The sequence below is a fragment of the Cyanobium sp. Aljojuca 7D2 genome, from assembly GCF_024346415.1.
Lineage (GTDB): Bacteria > Cyanobacteriota > Cyanobacteriia > PCC-6307 > Cyanobiaceae > Cyanobium_A.
In genome coordinates, this window is sequence record NZ_JAGQCX010000004.1 from 24,322 (window position 1) to 37,472 (window position 13,151).

The following is a 13,151-nucleotide window of genomic DNA, read 5'->3' on the forward strand; positions in this document are numbered from 1 at the left end:
AACTGTTTCATCTTGAACAGTCTGTCCTTACCCTGCCAGCAACCCCAAGCCTGCGGCCGCACCCATCCCCATGCTCAGTCTGCTGATCGACCTGGTTGTCATCTTCGGACTGTCGGTGTTGGCGACGCTGGTGTGCCACCGGCTGCGGCTGCCCTCGGCGATTGGCCTGCTGGTGGGCGGCGTGCTGGCGGGGCCCGAGCTGCTCGGCCTGGTGCGCAACGTGCACGAGATCGAACTGCTGGCCGAAATCGGCGTGGTGCTGCTGCTGTTCGTGATCGGGCTGGAGATCTCGATCGCCGACCTGGCGCGCCTGCAGCGTTTTTTCTCCGTGGGCGGCAGCGTTCAGTTCTTCGCCACCGCCGCCGTGGTGGCCGGCGTGCTGCTGCCCACCGGGCTCAGCCCCCAGCAGGGGCTCTACCTCGGTTTCGTGGCAGCACTCTCCAGTACCGCCATCGTGCTGCGGATGCTGCAAGAGCGGGCCGAGCTGCAGACCCCCCACGGCCGCTCGGTGCTCTCGATCCTCATCTACCAGGACGTCGGCGTGGTGCCGGTGATGCTGATGGCCCCCCTGCTGGCGGGCGGAGCCGGTGGATCCGGACTCGGGGCCATCGGCCTGCTGCTGGCCAAGGTGGCCCTGGTGGGGGTCTTCGGCTTCTGCGCCTACCGCTGGCTGGTGCCCTTCGTACTGGAGCGCATCACCCGCACCCGCAGCTCGGAGGCCTTCCTGCTGGGGGTGTTCATGCTCTGTGTGGGCATTGCCGTGCTCACCCAGTCCCTGGGGCTGTCACTGGCCCTGGGCGCCTTCCTGGCGGGCTTCATCCTCTCGGAATCGGATTACTCCCACCAGGCGGTGGCGGTGATGCTGCCCTTCCGCGACGTGCTGATGAGCCTCTTTTTCGTCTCGATCGGGATGCTGCTGAACGTGCGCTTCCTGCTGGCCCATCCCTGGCAGATCGCCCTGCTCACGGCCGGCGTGCTGCTGATCAAGCCGCTGGTGGGAACGATCGCCTCCCTGCAGGTGGGCCTACCCCTCCGCAACGCGGTGCTGGCCGGCGTGGCCCTCGGCCAGGTGGGGGAATTCTCCCTGGTGGCCACCAAGGCAGGGGTGACGGCGGGGCTGCTCAGCCAGGACATCTTCCAGACCGTGCTGGATGTGGCCGTGCTCAGCATGATCGCCACGCCCTTCCTGGTGGCCAGCGGCCCGTCCCTGGCGCAATGGCTCAGCCACACCCCCCTGCAACGGCTGCAGCAGGGGTGGCGGCGGGAGGAGGCCCCGACGGCCAGCGAGGCCTACAACGGCCACATCCTGATCGTGGGATTCGGCGTCACCGGCCGCAACCTGGCCCACACCGCGCGCCGCAGCGACGTGCCCTACGCGGTGGTGGAGGTGAATGCCGGCATCGTCAAGGAAGCCCGGGCCCAAGGGGAACCAATCCACTACGGCGACGCCAGCCAACCTCCGATTCTCGAGCTGGTGCACGCCGATCGGGCCCGCGCCATCGTGGTGGTGATCGATGATCCCGCCGGTGCCAGGCGGGTGGTGGAGCTCTGCCGCCGGTTCTCCCCGGACGCCTACATCCTGGTGCGCAGCCGCTACCTGCGGGAGGTGGAACCACTAATGGCCCTCGGCGCCGATGAGGTGATCGCCGATGAGCTGGAGGTGTCGATCGAGGTGTTTTCCCGGGTACTGGCGCGGATGCTGGTGCCCCGCGAAGACATCAAGACCCTGATCGGCGATGTGAGAGGTGACTGGCGCCGCATGACCCGGGGCCTGGCGAAGGAGGCCACCGCCGTGCATGACCTGCGGGTGGCGGTGCCCAACCTGGCAACCCACAGCCTGCGGCTAGGCCCCCGCTCCCCCCTGCTGGGGGCCACCATCGCCACCAGTCGCCTGCGCGAGGACTACGGCGTCAACGTGCTGGCGGTGACGCGCTCGGGCGAGGCGATCGGCAATCCCCCCGGCGAACTGGCGTTCCAGCAGGGGGATGTGTTGTTTGTGATCGGCCCGACCGACTGGGACGCCGATCAGATCACCTGAGCCCGGCCATTGCCCCCGCGCCTCACCCCAGCAAATCCTTGCGGAGTTTGCGGATCCGATCCAGCAGCTCCGCCCGCTGTTGTTGCTTGAAGGCGTTGCGGGCCAGGCTGTTCAGCAGGGCCACCAGCCCGACGAGCTCCAGCAGCCCGCCCACCAGGGGGATCTCGTTGATGGCATCCAGGGTGGCACCGGTGAGCTTCAGGGCAATGCCGGCCAGCACCGCCAGGGCCAGGATCTGCAGGGCCGGCACCAGATCGGCCAGCGACTGCAGCGGGGTGGCACCGAGCTTCTGCAGCAGCTGGTTGAGAAACTGCAACGGCAGACCCAGCACCGCGCTGGCTCCTGGCTCGGCATTGGCGGAGTCGGATGGGGCCGGCTCAGTTGTGGCCAGCGGCGCCGCCGTGGCCACTGGAATGTCCAGCGTCGGGGGCTCCGTGGCCGGTTCAGGCTCGAGGCTGATCTCTGGGTTGATCGGCAGAGCCTCTGGGTTGATCGCCTGAACCTCTGCGTCTGCCAAGGCACCAACCAGCACAGGCCAGGGTCGTTATAAAGCGGGCTTCAGCCGGCGGCCAGCCCCTTCTCGTCGAAGACGCCTTCAAACAGCACCGAGCTGAGATAGCGCTCGCCGGAATCGGGCAGCACCACAACGATCGTCTTGCCGGCGTAGGCATCCTCCCGGGCCAGACGCAGGGCAGCGGTGGTGGCCGCGCCGCAGGAGATCCCGGCCAGGATGCCCTCCTCCTTCATCAACCGGCGGGCCATGGCCACCGCCTCCTCGTCGGTCACCGTCTCCACCCGGTCCACCAGATCGAGCTCGAGGTTGGCGGGCACAAACCCGGCACCGATGCCCTGAATCTTGTGGGGACCGGGCTTGAGCTCCTGGCCCGCCTTCGCCTGGGAAATCACCGGACTGTTGGTGGGCTCCACCGCCACCGACACCAACGGCTTGCCCAGGGTGCCCTTGATGTAGCGACTCACGCCGGTGATCGTGCCGCCGGTGCCGACGCCCGCCACCAGCACATCCACCTTCCCTTCGGTATCGGTCCAGATCTCTGGGCCGGTGGTGTCGTGGTGAATCTGGGGATTGGCCGGATTGGAAAACTGCTGCAGCAGCACGTAGCGGTCGGGGTCGGAGGCCGCCATCTCCTTGGCGGTGCCGATGGCACCGGGCATGCCCATGCGTCCCTCGGTGAGCACCAGGTGGGCGCCATAGGCGGTGAGCAACTTGCGGCGCTCCAGGCTCATGGTTTCCGGCATGGTGAGGGTGAGGGGAATTCCCTTGGCCGCCGCCACGAAGGCCAGGGCGATGCCTGTGTTGCCGCTGGTGGGCTCCACCAACTCCTTGCCGGGGCCCAGCAGTCCCTCCTGTTCCGCCCGCCAGATCATGGCGGCACCGATGCGGCACTTCACCGAGAAGGCGGGATTGCGGCCCTCGATCTTGGCCAGCACCCGCGCCTGACAACCCTCAGTCACCCGATTGAGCTGCACCAAGGGGGTTTTGCCGATGGTGAGGCTGTTGTCGGCGTAGATGCTGGTCATCCGATCGGGGCGGCCGTTCTTTGCCCGCAGCCTAGGAATGGCTGGCCCCCAGGCCATAAACCTCGGCATCGGCGGGGTCGCGGATGCCGAGCTGTTCACGCCACGCGCTGATGGGGCGATCCCAGCCCTCCTCCCAGCGGGCGGCCACCAGGCACTGGGCCTGACGCCCGATCGCCATGCCATGGGCCACCGCCTGGCTCAGTTCTTCAAAGCGCTCCATCTGGAAGCGGAAACTGGCCAGCTGACCGGCGGTGGTGAGCAACACGTAGGCCGGAAAGCCGATCTGGGCGGCGGTGATCGCCAGCACCCCGCTCTCGCCAGCGGGCATGGTGCCGAAGCCACTCACCACGTGATGGATGTCGTGGGTGGTGGCGACCCGCTGGGTGAGCCACTGGGCCTCGGTGGTGGTGGGCCGGGGCCGGAAGAATTCGGGGTCGTAGTTGAGTTGGCGAATCAGCTCGGCATAGCTGCGGCCCAGGCTCCCCTCGGGCAGCTGGATCAACCGGTCGATGTCCGGTTGGAGCGGGGGGTAGCGCTGATCGAGCATCGCGGCGCCCCCCGGCACGGCCCGGAAGCGGCGAACCGAATCCACCATCTGGGGGCTGTCGATCATGTTGTCGACCAGATCCGCCACCGAGCTCAGATCACCGCCGCTGCGACCGATCGCCGCCAACAATTTGAGGTTATTGGCCGCCCGCAGCAGCTCCCCGAACCGTGACATCCAGCCAGACCCAACTCCCTCCAGGATGACGTGCCCCAAAGGGACTGATAGGTTTCGGCCATGAGCAGTCCGCCATAGACGCCGAGCATCACCTCGGCACGGAAACTCTGCCGCTGAACCATCTGAGGTGTCAGGCCTGAACCTCAGCCCGTCGCCTTGACCTGGGCCGGGCTCGGTGTGTTCAGCAGTGCATCCACAGCTGCAGTGCCCACACAAATACCGACAGAAACCAGCGACGACCGATAACCAGTGACAAACGATCCTTTTTTGAAGGGATTCTTCCCGCCCCTGACGTCCCTTCCCAAGGAAATGCTGGCCGGCGTTGTGGTGGCCCTTGGCGTGGTGCCCGAGGCGATCGCATTCTCTCTGGTGGCGGGAGTGGACCCAAAGATGGGCCTGTTCGCCTCGGTGGCGATCTGCTGTGTGGTGGCCTTCGCAGGCGGACGCCCCGCCATGATCTCAGCCGCCACGGCCGGCGTGGCCCTGCTGATGGGTCCCCTGGTGGCGGCCCACGGGGTTGCCTATCTGCTGGCGGCCACCCTGCTGGCAGGCCTGTTCCAGATCCTCTGGGGCTTCCTGCACCTTGGCCACCAGATGCGGTTTGTGCCCCGGGCCGTGACTCTGGGCTTTGTCAACGCCATCGGCCTGCTGATCTTCCGGGCCCAGCTGCCCCAGATGGGGCTGGGGGCCGATGGCGGCGAAACGGTGGCCAGCCTGGGGGGAGCAGCGGTGGCCTGGCCCAGCGTGTGGCTGCTCGTAGCCCTTGGATTGGCAATCATCTACGGCTTGCCACGGGTCACCACGGCGGTGCCCTCCACCCTGGTGGCGATCGTGGTGATCACCCTGCTGGCCGAGGGGTTGAACCTGCCGGTGCCGCGGGTGGGAGATCTGGGCGAGCTGCCCAGCACATGGCCTGGCTTCGGGTTACCAGCCGTGCCCTTCAACCTTGACACCCTGGCGATCATCCTGCCGGTGAGCCTGGCGATCTCCTTTGTAGGGCTGTTGCAGGCCTTCCTCACCGCCACAGTGATCGACGACCTCACCGATTCCGACAGCGACAAGAATGTTGAGGCCCGCGGCCAGGGGCTGGCGAATATCGCTTCGGGGCTGATCGGCGGCATGGCCGGGGCCGGCATGATCGGCCAATCGGTGATCAACGTGGAAGCGGGCGGGCGCTACCGCCTCTCCACCTTCACCGCCGGTGCCGGCTTGCTGATTCTGGTGCTGGGGCTGCGGGAGCAGCTGGCGCGCATGCCGATGGCAGCCCTGGTGGCCGTGATGATCATGGTGTCGATCAGCACGTTCAATTGGGAGTCGTTTCGGGCCATCCGCAGGGTCCCCAAGAGCGACACCGCCGTGATGGTGGCAACCATGTTGATCGCCCTGATCACCAGCAATCTGGCGATCGCGGTGCTGGTGGGTGTAGCCCTGGCGGGGATCCTGTTCAGCCGCAAGGTGGCCAAGGTGATCACCGTGCACTCCAGCTGGCTCGAGCCTGAGCACCGCTTCTACAGCGTGCGTGGTCAACTCTTTTTCGTCAGCACGGTCTACTTTGTAGAGGGATTTGATCTGCGCAGCCATCCCCAGCGGATCACGATTGACATGGGCAATGCCCACATCTGGGATCAAACCGGGGTGCGCGCCCTTGACCAGGTGATCCGCAAGTTGCGCCAGGGCGGCTCCCAGGTGGAGGTGTTGAACCTCAATGCCGAGAGCCTGGATCTGTTTGGGCGCATCAGCGATGCCCCAGACCTGGTGGAGGGAGCCCGCTGCGAACTGGCCCGATGAGGGCCCTGAACCACTGGCGCGGGGATCTCACCGGCGGCATCACCGCCGCGGTGGTGGCCCTACCCCTGGCCCTCGCCTTCGGAGTGGCCTCCGGAGCCGGACCGATGGCCGGGCTCACCGGCGCGATCATGTTGGGCTTCCTGGCGGCCCTGTTCGGCGGTACACCCACCCAGGTGTCTGGTCCTACAGGTCCAATGACCGTGATCATGACCGCCGTGATCACCCTGCTGGTAGGGCGCTACGGCCAGTCCAGCGGCCTGGCAATGGCCTTCACCGTGGCCCTGATGGCGGGCGGCTTCCAAGTGCTGTTCGGCCTGATGAAGCTGGGCCAGTACATCACGATGATGCCCTACACCGTGATCTCGGGCTTCATGTCGGGGATCGGCGCGATCATTGTGGTGCTGCAGCTGCCGCCCCTGCTGGGAGTGAGCCTGGCTGGGCCGATCCCCACGATCCTGGCCAGGTTGCCCTGGGCTGTGGCCCATCTCAATCCCACGGCGCTGGCGGTGGGACTGGCCAGCTTTGCGCTGGTGATGCTCTATCCCAAGCGCTGGAACTTCCTGCTGCCAGCCCCCCTGGTGGCACTGGTGGTGGTGAGCGGGGTCTCGGTGCTGTGGCTGCCAAGCAACGCCCTGCCGAGGCTGGGAGCCATGCCCTCCGGCCTACCCGAGCTGCAATGGCCCCAGGTGGGATGGGGGGATCTGCGCACCCTGGCGGGCTTCGCTCTCACCCTGGCGGTGCTGGGCTCGATCGACTCGCTGCTCACCTCCCTGGTGGCCGACAACATCACCCGCAGCCAGCACGATTCCGACCAGGAATTGATCGGCCAGGGCATCGGCAACATGGCCAGCGCCCTGCTTGGTGGCCTGCCGGGTGCCGGTGCCACGATGCGCACCGTCACCAACGTGCAGGCAGGCGGGCAAACGCGGCTCTCGGGCATGGTGCACGCCCTGGTGCTGCTGCTGTTCACCCTGGGGGCTGGTTCGCTGGCCAGCCCGATTCCCCATGCGGTGCTGGCCGGCATCCTGCTGAAGGTGGGGCTGGAAATCATCGACTGGTCGTTCATCGCCAGGGCCCCCGTGCTGTCGCTGCGGACCACCGGGCTGATGTGGCTGGTGCTGCTGCTCACCGTGTTCTGGGACCTGATCACCGCCGTGGTGGTTGGGGTGTTTCTGGCCAACATCCTCACGATCAAACGCCAGAGCGAGCTGCAGCGGCAGGCGATGCGGGCGCGCAGCGGCGGCGAGGGCGACCATCACGACCTCAATCTCGAGGAGCAGGAGCTGCTAAGGCAGGCCGGCGACCAGCTGCTGCTGCTGCAACTCAGCGGCCCGTTGAGCTTCGGTGCCAGCAAATACCTCACCCAGCTGCTTCGCTCCAGCGCCAACTTTCACACCCTGGTGCTCGATCTCAGCGAGGTGCCGCTGCTGGGGGTGACCGCCGCCTTGGCGATTGAAACCATCTGCTTCGACTGCCGCGACCAGCAGCGGCAGGTGTTCATCGTGACCGCAACAGATCAACCGCGGGAACGCCTGCATCGGCTCAAGGTTCCAGCAATCTCTGGTGTGACACTCACCAAGAGTCGGCTGGAGGCCCTGGCTGCCGCAATCAGCCCAAAGGTGGCCTGATCAGGCGGACTCCCACTCGACTTTCACCACATCCAGCGGTCCGCGCCCACTGTGGTTGAGCTCGGTGGCCGCCCTCAGGGCTGCCTCATGGGTATGGAAGAGAAACGCTTCGCTGGTGCTGCCCACATCCACCAGACGCTGATCCTCTCCGGCAATGGCCACAAAGGAGCCATCGTTGAGCCGCCTCAGGGCGTAGCGCTCGGCCTGGGTGCAATCCATCGGGTGGGAGGGATCGATCTCAGGAGCCCAGAAGTGCATCGCCACCAATCAGTCGCTCCAAAGCTAGCCAGCCTCGCCAGGCCGCACGACCCCCGGCAGGATCAATTCCAGCAGGGCTCCACCCTCGGGGCGGTTGCTGGCCTGGATGCGACCGCCGTGGGTGACGGCAATCTGCTGCACGATCGAGAGCCCCAGGCCACTGCCGATGCGTTGGTTACGGGCCCGGGCGGGGTCCCCCCGGTAGAAGCGCTCAAACAGATGGGCCAGGTCGTCCTCACTGAGGCCTGGGCCCTGGTCGGCCACGCTCAACTGGCACCAGTCGCCGCGGCTGTCGAGGCTCACCCGCAGCTCGCCGCCCTCCGGGCTGTAGCGCAGGGCGTTGTCGAGCAGGTTGAGCAGGGCCCGGTGCAGGCGGGAGCTGTCGCCGCGCAGCTGCAGGACAGCGGGTGCCTCCAACGCCAGGTGGATCTGACGCGGATCGGCGAGGGGGCGCAGGTTGGCCCACACCTGCTCCACCAACTGGGGCAGATCCACCACGCTCGTCCGCTGAGCGGCGCCTGGCAGCGTGTTCTCGAGGCGGGAGAGCTCAAGCAGATCCCCCACCAACTCCTGCAGCCGCAGCAATTCACGCTGCAAGCGCTCCACCAGGCGGGCGTTCTGGCTGTTGACCTGGGCGGCGAGGCTGTCGCCCACCAGCAACAGGGCCGTGAGGGGCGTTTTCAACTCGTGGGCTACATCGCTCACCCAGCGCTCCTGCTGCTCCAGTTGGGCATCGAGGGAGCGGCGACTCTGGAGTTGCACGCCCAGCCAGCCGTCGCGGCCTGGCACCACCATCACGTCGAGGTCTTGGCCGCCCGAGTGCCACTCCAAGCGCTGGGGGCGATCCTGACGGCGGGCGATCCGGATGCTGCTGGCCAGGCCGGGATCGGCACAGATCTCGGCAAAGGGCTGGCCCACCAGCAGCCGCCCCGCATCGAGCTGGAGAATCCGCTCCGCCCGGGGGTTGATGTGGCCCACGGTGCCGTTGCGCTCGAGCAAGATCCAGCCAGTGGCCGACGAATCCATCCAGCTGAGCAGCTGCCGGGCCGGGGGCAGGGGGCGGCGCCAGCCTCCACGCCGATGCCACAACCCCATCAGTCGGTTGAGGGCGCTAACCAAAGCGATAGCCAAATCCCCGCACGGTGATCAGATGCACCGGGGCTGAAGGATTCTCTTCCAGCTTTTCGCGCAACCAGCGGATGTGCACATCCACGGTTTTGCTGTCGCCGAAGTAGTCGATGCCCCAGAGCTGCTCCAGCAGCTGATCGCGGCTCCACACCCGCCGGGGGTTCTGCATGAACAGCTCCAGCAGGCGGTATTCCTTCGGCGAGAGGTTCACCTCCAGGCCATCCCGGGTCACCCGGCATTCCTCCGGATAGAGGCTGAGATTGGCGTGCTCGAGCACCCGGGCCCGGGAGGTTTGGCTGGAGGAGCGGCGCAGCAGGGCCCGGCAGCGGGCCACCAACTCCCGCATGCCAAACGGCTTAACAAGGTAGTCGTCGGCGCCCACCTCGAGACCCAGCACCCGATCGGTTTCGGTGTCGCGGGCGCTCACCACCAGAATCGGGGTCTGGTTGCTCTGCTGGCGCAGCTGGCGGCAGACGTCGAGCCCCCCCAAGCCAGGCAACATCAGATCCAGCACTACTAGCGCAAACCCCTGCCCCTCCGGTGCCCGCTGCAGCAACTGCAGGGCATCGCGACCGTTGCCGCAGGCCTGCACCGCAAACCCCTCCAATTCGAGGGCTTCGCGGATCGTTTCGCGGATCGTTTCGTCGTCTTCGACGACCAACAAGGACGGCTGCATGGCGCCATTCTCACCGGCGAGCTTGAAACCCCAGAAGGTTGTTTCAACGGAAGAGGTTTCAACCACAGCGATACCCCTGCCCGCGCACGGTGGTGATCAGGGCTGGTTGGGCTGGATCGGCCTCCAACTTGAGGCGCAGCCAGCGAATGTGCACATCCACCGTTTTGGGGTCGAGTTCCGCCGCCTCGAGCTCACCCCACACACGGGTCAGGAGTTCATCGCGGCTCCAGATCCGGCGCGGATGTTCCAGAAAAAACTGCAGCAGGCGAAATTCCCGGGGCGAAAGGGTCACGTCCTGGCCATCCCGGCTGACCCGGTGCTCCTCCACCCGCATGGTCACCGCGCCACAACGCAGCTCGGGGGTGGCCTCCAGCCCGAGCTGGTGACGGCGCACCAGCGCCCGGCAGCGGGCCAAGCATTCCGCCAGGCCAAAAGGTTCTGGCAGAACGTCGTCGGCGCCCACCTCCAAGCCCCAGATCCGATCGGCTTCGCTGCTGCCCGGGCAGAGCATCAGCACCGGGATCGACATCTCGGCCGCCCGCACCCGGGCGCACAATGCTGCGGCCTGCGCGCCGAGGCTGCCATCGAGCACCAGCAGCTCCCAATCCGAGGGGGTGGCAAGCTGCTCGGCAGCGTCGTCTACATCTCTGCAACGGCTCACCTCGCACCCCGCCTCGACAAGGTCGTGGCGGAGCCGGTGGGCTGCCGCAGGATCGGAATGCACCAACAGCAGCCGAATCGACGGCTGACTCATCGATGCGAATGGCGCTGCTGGGGGAGATGGCTCACCACGAGACGCCGTTGGCTATCGATCTGCAGCCAACCCTCGTCGCGCAGCGCGCCCAGGATGCGGGTCACGGTGACCCGGGTGGTGCTCAACGCGCTGGCCAGATCCTGGTGGGTGAGCTTGATCTGCAGGCACAGGCCCTGCTCACAGGGCTGGCCGTAGTCGTTGGCCAACAACTCAAGGAAGCCCCGCACCCGCTCTTCGATGCGCCGCAGGCCCAGCAGCTCCAGCAGGGCTTCACTCTGGCGGTAGCGGGCCGCCATGCCCTGAAGCAAACCCATCGCCAGGTGGGGAGAGCGCTGGATCTCCTCGCAGCTGAGGCAGAGCAGGTCGCTATCCACCAGGGTGGTGGCCGCATAGGCCTCCACGTTGGTGAGCGGATCGCCGAAGGGTTCGTTCGGGCCGGCCAAGCCCAGCAGCAGCTCATCGCCGTGGATCGAGATGGCGGATAGCTTCACCATGCCCCGCACCACCACCCACACGTTGCGCTTCAGCAGGGGCACCTGGCTGCCAGGCGCCAGATGCACCAGGCTGAGCTTCTCGTAGCTGGTCTCCAGCAGCTCGCGAAAACTGTCGCTGCGACCCGGTTGAAGGGAGGGCGTGAACACCATCGCGGAACAAGCCGTTGGTTTGGCAGAACGCTATGGAGGGCTCAGCGCCGAGAGGCAAAGACCGGGTAGTGCGGGGTTTAAGGGTCGGTTAGGGCAGAGGAGCCGACCAGAGCGCGGCGCAACAAGTCATCGCGGCCACAGCGTCCCGGAAGCAGACGATCTCAACGAAGTCCAGGCGGGAGTGCGGGACCACGCACGTCGCGCCTGGGGCTGGCGACCATGGACTGAGGTCGGTGTTTCGGTCAGACCACCGCACCAAAAATGGGCCATCGCTCGACGATCCCTCTAAAAAACCAACAGGCTTGATTTGGCCAGCTTGTTGTGACGTGTTTGTTGTGGCGGCAGATCTGCTTGATGAATCCATCCCTGCAGAAACGGTTAATAGCAGTGCGGGCGCTTCGCATCAGCACGACCGCAGGATAGAGCATGTTCGAAATCAGAAGCAAAACGAAGTATTGATCACCCAAAACAACTTTTAACAGTTGAATGCGTGTGGATCAACCTCCATTTCCATCATGGGCATCCCACCCGTTCACCCCAATGAAAGCAACCCAAGGCAGGGCGCTCGATCCACCAATGATCTGAGCCCAGAGTGTTGCGCCATTCTGGAGCGCATTCCTGGGGCAGGGCTGAAAGGGCCTGGCTATCCGGAAAATGTGTTGGGCCAGCTGATGCACAGCCCAGACCTGCTTGGCCCCTTCCTGAATTGGTGGGTCACCAGCAAGAGCTCGATGGCGTTCGGCGAGCGGCAGCAGGAGTTGGTCATCCTGCGGATTGGCTGCCTCTATGCCAGCGATTACGTGTGGAAGCACCACGTGCCAGTGGCCCAGGAATTTGGTGCCAGTGATGAGGAAATTGAGGCGGTGCGGCTGGGTCGCTTTGAGGCTTTCAGTGGCCTCGAGAGGGCCTTGCTCACCCTGACAGAAGCCATGGTGGAAGAGCGCACCGTATCGGCTGAACTTTGGGCTGCATACGGCAGCCAATTAAGCGCCCAGCAGGTGGTGGATCTGATCGGCTTGATCTCCCAGTACGTTCTGTTCGCCCTCACCAACAACGTGTTGCAGGTGCCGATTGAAGCATCGATGCCCGATGCACCTGGGTTAACCCAATCATAGACAATCACGACTGGCACAATTCAGCCTCGTTTTGCTGAGGCGTTGCCAGCCATGAAGCAGACTTAATCACGAGGAACAGTCAATGGCCCCAGGAACAACTGTTGTGGTGGGAGCTGCCCACGGCATCGGTGCGGCAATCGCCCGTCGTGTCGCCCGGGAGGCCTGGACCAACAAGCTCGTGATCGCTGGCATTTCCGACGCGTCAATGGATGCTCTGGCCAACGAATTGCGCCGTGATGATCTGCCGGTGGATGTGCTGCACGTTGACCTCGCCGATCAAACCTCCGTTGCCACGCTCGTGGCTGCCACGGCAGAGGCCGAGCGCGTGGCGATCGCGGCGGGGATCTACACCAGCGCTCCGGCCTTGGAAACCACCCGCGAGCAGATCGACAACGTTATGGCCATCAATCTATTTGGGGTGTTCTTTACCGCCCAAGGGTATGCCCGTGAAATGGTGGGCCGCGGCTCTGGCTCCATTGTGGCGATTGGATCCATCTCCGGGCGCTTTCCGCGCCTGGGGCAGATTGCCTATGGAGCAGCCAAGGCCGGCATGCGCCATGCGTTGCGCATCCTTGCGCTCGAGACCGTGCCCTTGGGAGTTCGCATCAATGTGATCTCGCCCGGAGCGACGGAGTCAGACATGATGCACAAACTGATGGCAGATCACCCCAATCTTGATGATCTAGCCGCCGGCAGCTTGACGTCATTTCGGCCAGCCGTACCGGATGGTCATGTGGGTCGCCCTGAGCAGGTGGCTGCGGCCACAGCCTTTTTGTTATCTCCTGATTCGGCACATATTGCCTTTCATGATCTCTACATCGATGGTGGCGAGACCCTGGGGATTTAAGCCCCTCACTTCTCG

General features: G+C 65.5%; 14 protein-coding genes. 6 read left to right on the forward strand and 8 right to left on the reverse strand.

The window, feature by feature from the left end; genetic code table 11:
- Positions 1-70: 70 nt before the first annotated feature.
- Positions 71-2,038: a cation:proton antiporter gene (locus KBY57_RS05580; RefSeq protein ID WP_254994912.1), complete on the forward strand. Its 1,968-nt coding sequence runs from the start codon at positions 71-73 to the stop codon at positions 2,036-2,038.
- A 22-nt stretch (positions 2,039-2,060) separates the two neighbouring features.
- Here the strand turns inward: KBY57_RS05580 and KBY57_RS05585 are convergent, their stop codons facing one another.
- From KBY57_RS05585 to KBY57_RS05595, 3 genes are read right to left on the reverse strand one after another with little or no spacing between them, the layout of a single operon-like run.
- Positions 2,061-2,555 carry a CAAD domain-containing protein gene (locus tag KBY57_RS05585; protein WP_254994913.1) on the reverse strand — a complete coding sequence of 165 codons (495 nt, stop codon included), beginning with the start codon at positions 2,553-2,555 and terminating at the stop codon, positions 2,061-2,063.
- Between the two features lie 41 nt (positions 2,556-2,596).
- Positions 2,597-3,577 carry a cysteine synthase A gene (gene cysK, locus KBY57_RS05590; RefSeq protein WP_094559950.1) on the reverse strand — a complete coding sequence of 327 codons (981 nt, stop codon included), beginning with the start codon at positions 3,575-3,577 and terminating at the stop codon, positions 2,597-2,599.
- A 31-nt stretch (positions 3,578-3,608) separates the two neighbouring features.
- Positions 3,609-4,298 (reverse strand): Coq4 family protein, encoded by a 690-nt coding sequence (locus tag KBY57_RS05595; RefSeq protein WP_254994915.1) that lies wholly within the window; start codon positions 4,296-4,298, stop codon positions 3,609-3,611.
- A 309-nt stretch (positions 4,299-4,607) separates the two neighbouring features.
- Between KBY57_RS05595 and KBY57_RS05600 the strand changes: the two genes are divergently transcribed.
- Positions 4,608-6,086, forward strand: a complete 1,479-nt coding sequence (locus KBY57_RS05600; protein WP_254995091.1) for a SulP family inorganic anion transporter — start codon at positions 4,608-4,610, stop codon at positions 6,084-6,086.
- Positions 6,083-7,714 carry a SulP family inorganic anion transporter gene (locus tag KBY57_RS05605; RefSeq protein ID WP_254994916.1) on the forward strand — a complete coding sequence of 544 codons (1,632 nt, stop codon included), beginning with the start codon at positions 6,083-6,085 and terminating at the stop codon, positions 7,712-7,714. Before KBY57_RS05600 ends, KBY57_RS05605 begins: the two co-directional genes overlap by 4 nt.
- Here the strand turns inward: KBY57_RS05605 and KBY57_RS05610 are convergent, their stop codons facing one another.
- From KBY57_RS05610 to KBY57_RS05630, 5 genes are read right to left on the reverse strand one after another with little or no spacing between them, the layout of a single operon-like run.
- On the reverse strand, positions 7,715-7,978 hold the full coding sequence (locus KBY57_RS05610) for a hypothetical protein (protein WP_254994917.1): 264 nt from the start codon (positions 7,976-7,978) through the stop codon (positions 7,715-7,717).
- A gap of 18 nt (positions 7,979-7,996) precedes the next feature.
- Positions 7,997-9,103 (reverse strand): sensor histidine kinase, encoded by a 1,107-nt coding sequence (locus KBY57_RS05615; protein ID WP_254994918.1) that lies wholly within the window; start codon positions 9,101-9,103, stop codon positions 7,997-7,999.
- Positions 9,084-9,776 carry a response regulator transcription factor gene (locus KBY57_RS05620; RefSeq protein WP_094559987.1) on the reverse strand — a complete coding sequence of 231 codons (693 nt, stop codon included), beginning with the start codon at positions 9,774-9,776 and terminating at the stop codon, positions 9,084-9,086. Before KBY57_RS05620 ends, KBY57_RS05615 begins: the two co-directional genes overlap by 20 nt.
- A gap of 58 nt (positions 9,777-9,834) precedes the next feature.
- Positions 9,835-10,530: a winged helix-turn-helix domain-containing protein gene (locus KBY57_RS05625; protein WP_254994919.1), complete on the reverse strand. Its 696-nt coding sequence runs from the start codon at positions 10,528-10,530 to the stop codon at positions 9,835-9,837.
- Positions 10,527-11,174: a Crp/Fnr family transcriptional regulator gene (locus KBY57_RS05630; protein ID WP_254994920.1), complete on the reverse strand. Its 648-nt coding sequence runs from the start codon at positions 11,172-11,174 to the stop codon at positions 10,527-10,529. Before KBY57_RS05630 ends, KBY57_RS05625 begins: the two co-directional genes overlap by 4 nt.
- A 233-nt stretch (positions 11,175-11,407) precedes the next feature.
- Between KBY57_RS05630 and KBY57_RS05635 the strand changes: the two genes are divergently transcribed.
- From KBY57_RS05635 to KBY57_RS05645, 3 genes are all read left to right on the forward strand, one after another.
- Positions 11,408-11,653 (forward strand): hypothetical protein, encoded by a 246-nt coding sequence (locus KBY57_RS05635; protein WP_254994921.1) that lies wholly within the window; start codon positions 11,408-11,410, stop codon positions 11,651-11,653.
- Positions 11,654-11,845: 192 nt separating this feature from the next.
- Positions 11,846-12,289: a carboxymuconolactone decarboxylase family protein gene (locus tag KBY57_RS05640; RefSeq protein WP_254994922.1), complete on the forward strand. Its 444-nt coding sequence runs from the start codon at positions 11,846-11,848 to the stop codon at positions 12,287-12,289.
- 82 nt (positions 12,290-12,371) lie between these two features.
- Entirely contained in the window at positions 12,372-13,136 is a 765-nt protein-coding gene (locus KBY57_RS05645; protein WP_254994923.1) for an SDR family NAD(P)-dependent oxidoreductase, read from the forward strand.
- Positions 13,137-13,151 lie beyond the last annotated feature (15 nt).

What these genes read in the sequence shown, in the direction of transcription:
- KBY57_RS05605 (WP_254994916.1), top strand. Translation starts at nt 6,083, where the DNA reads ATGAGGGCCCTGAACCACTGGCGCGGGGATCTCACCGGCGGCATCACC.
- KBY57_RS05645 (WP_254994923.1), top strand. Translation starts at nt 12,372, where the DNA reads ATGGCCCCAGGAACAACTGTTGTGGTGGGAGCTGCCCACGGCATCGGT.
- KBY57_RS05620 (WP_094559987.1), bottom strand. Translation starts at nt 9,776, where the DNA reads ATGCAGCCGTCCTTGTTGGTCGTCGAAGACGACGAAACGATCCGCGAA.
- KBY57_RS05630 (WP_254994920.1), bottom strand. Translation starts at nt 11,174, where the DNA reads ATGGTGTTCACGCCCTCCCTTCAACCGGGTCGCAGCGACAGTTTTCGC.
- KBY57_RS05595 (WP_254994915.1), bottom strand. Translation starts at nt 4,298, where the DNA reads ATGTCACGGTTCGGGGAGCTGCTGCGGGCGGCCAATAACCTCAAATTG.
- cysK (WP_094559950.1), bottom strand. Translation starts at nt 3,577, where the DNA reads ATGACCAGCATCTACGCCGACAACAGCCTCACCATCGGCAAAACCCCC.
- KBY57_RS05580 (WP_254994912.1), top strand. Translation starts at nt 71, where the DNA reads ATGCTCAGTCTGCTGATCGACCTGGTTGTCATCTTCGGACTGTCGGTG.
- KBY57_RS05640 (WP_254994922.1), top strand. Translation starts at nt 11,846, where the DNA reads ATGCACAGCCCAGACCTGCTTGGCCCCTTCCTGAATTGGTGGGTCACC.
- KBY57_RS05625 (WP_254994919.1), bottom strand. Translation starts at nt 10,530, where the DNA reads ATGAGTCAGCCGTCGATTCGGCTGCTGTTGGTGCATTCCGATCCTGCG.
- KBY57_RS05600 (WP_254995091.1), top strand. Translation starts at nt 4,608, where the DNA reads ATGCTGGCCGGCGTTGTGGTGGCCCTTGGCGTGGTGCCCGAGGCGATC.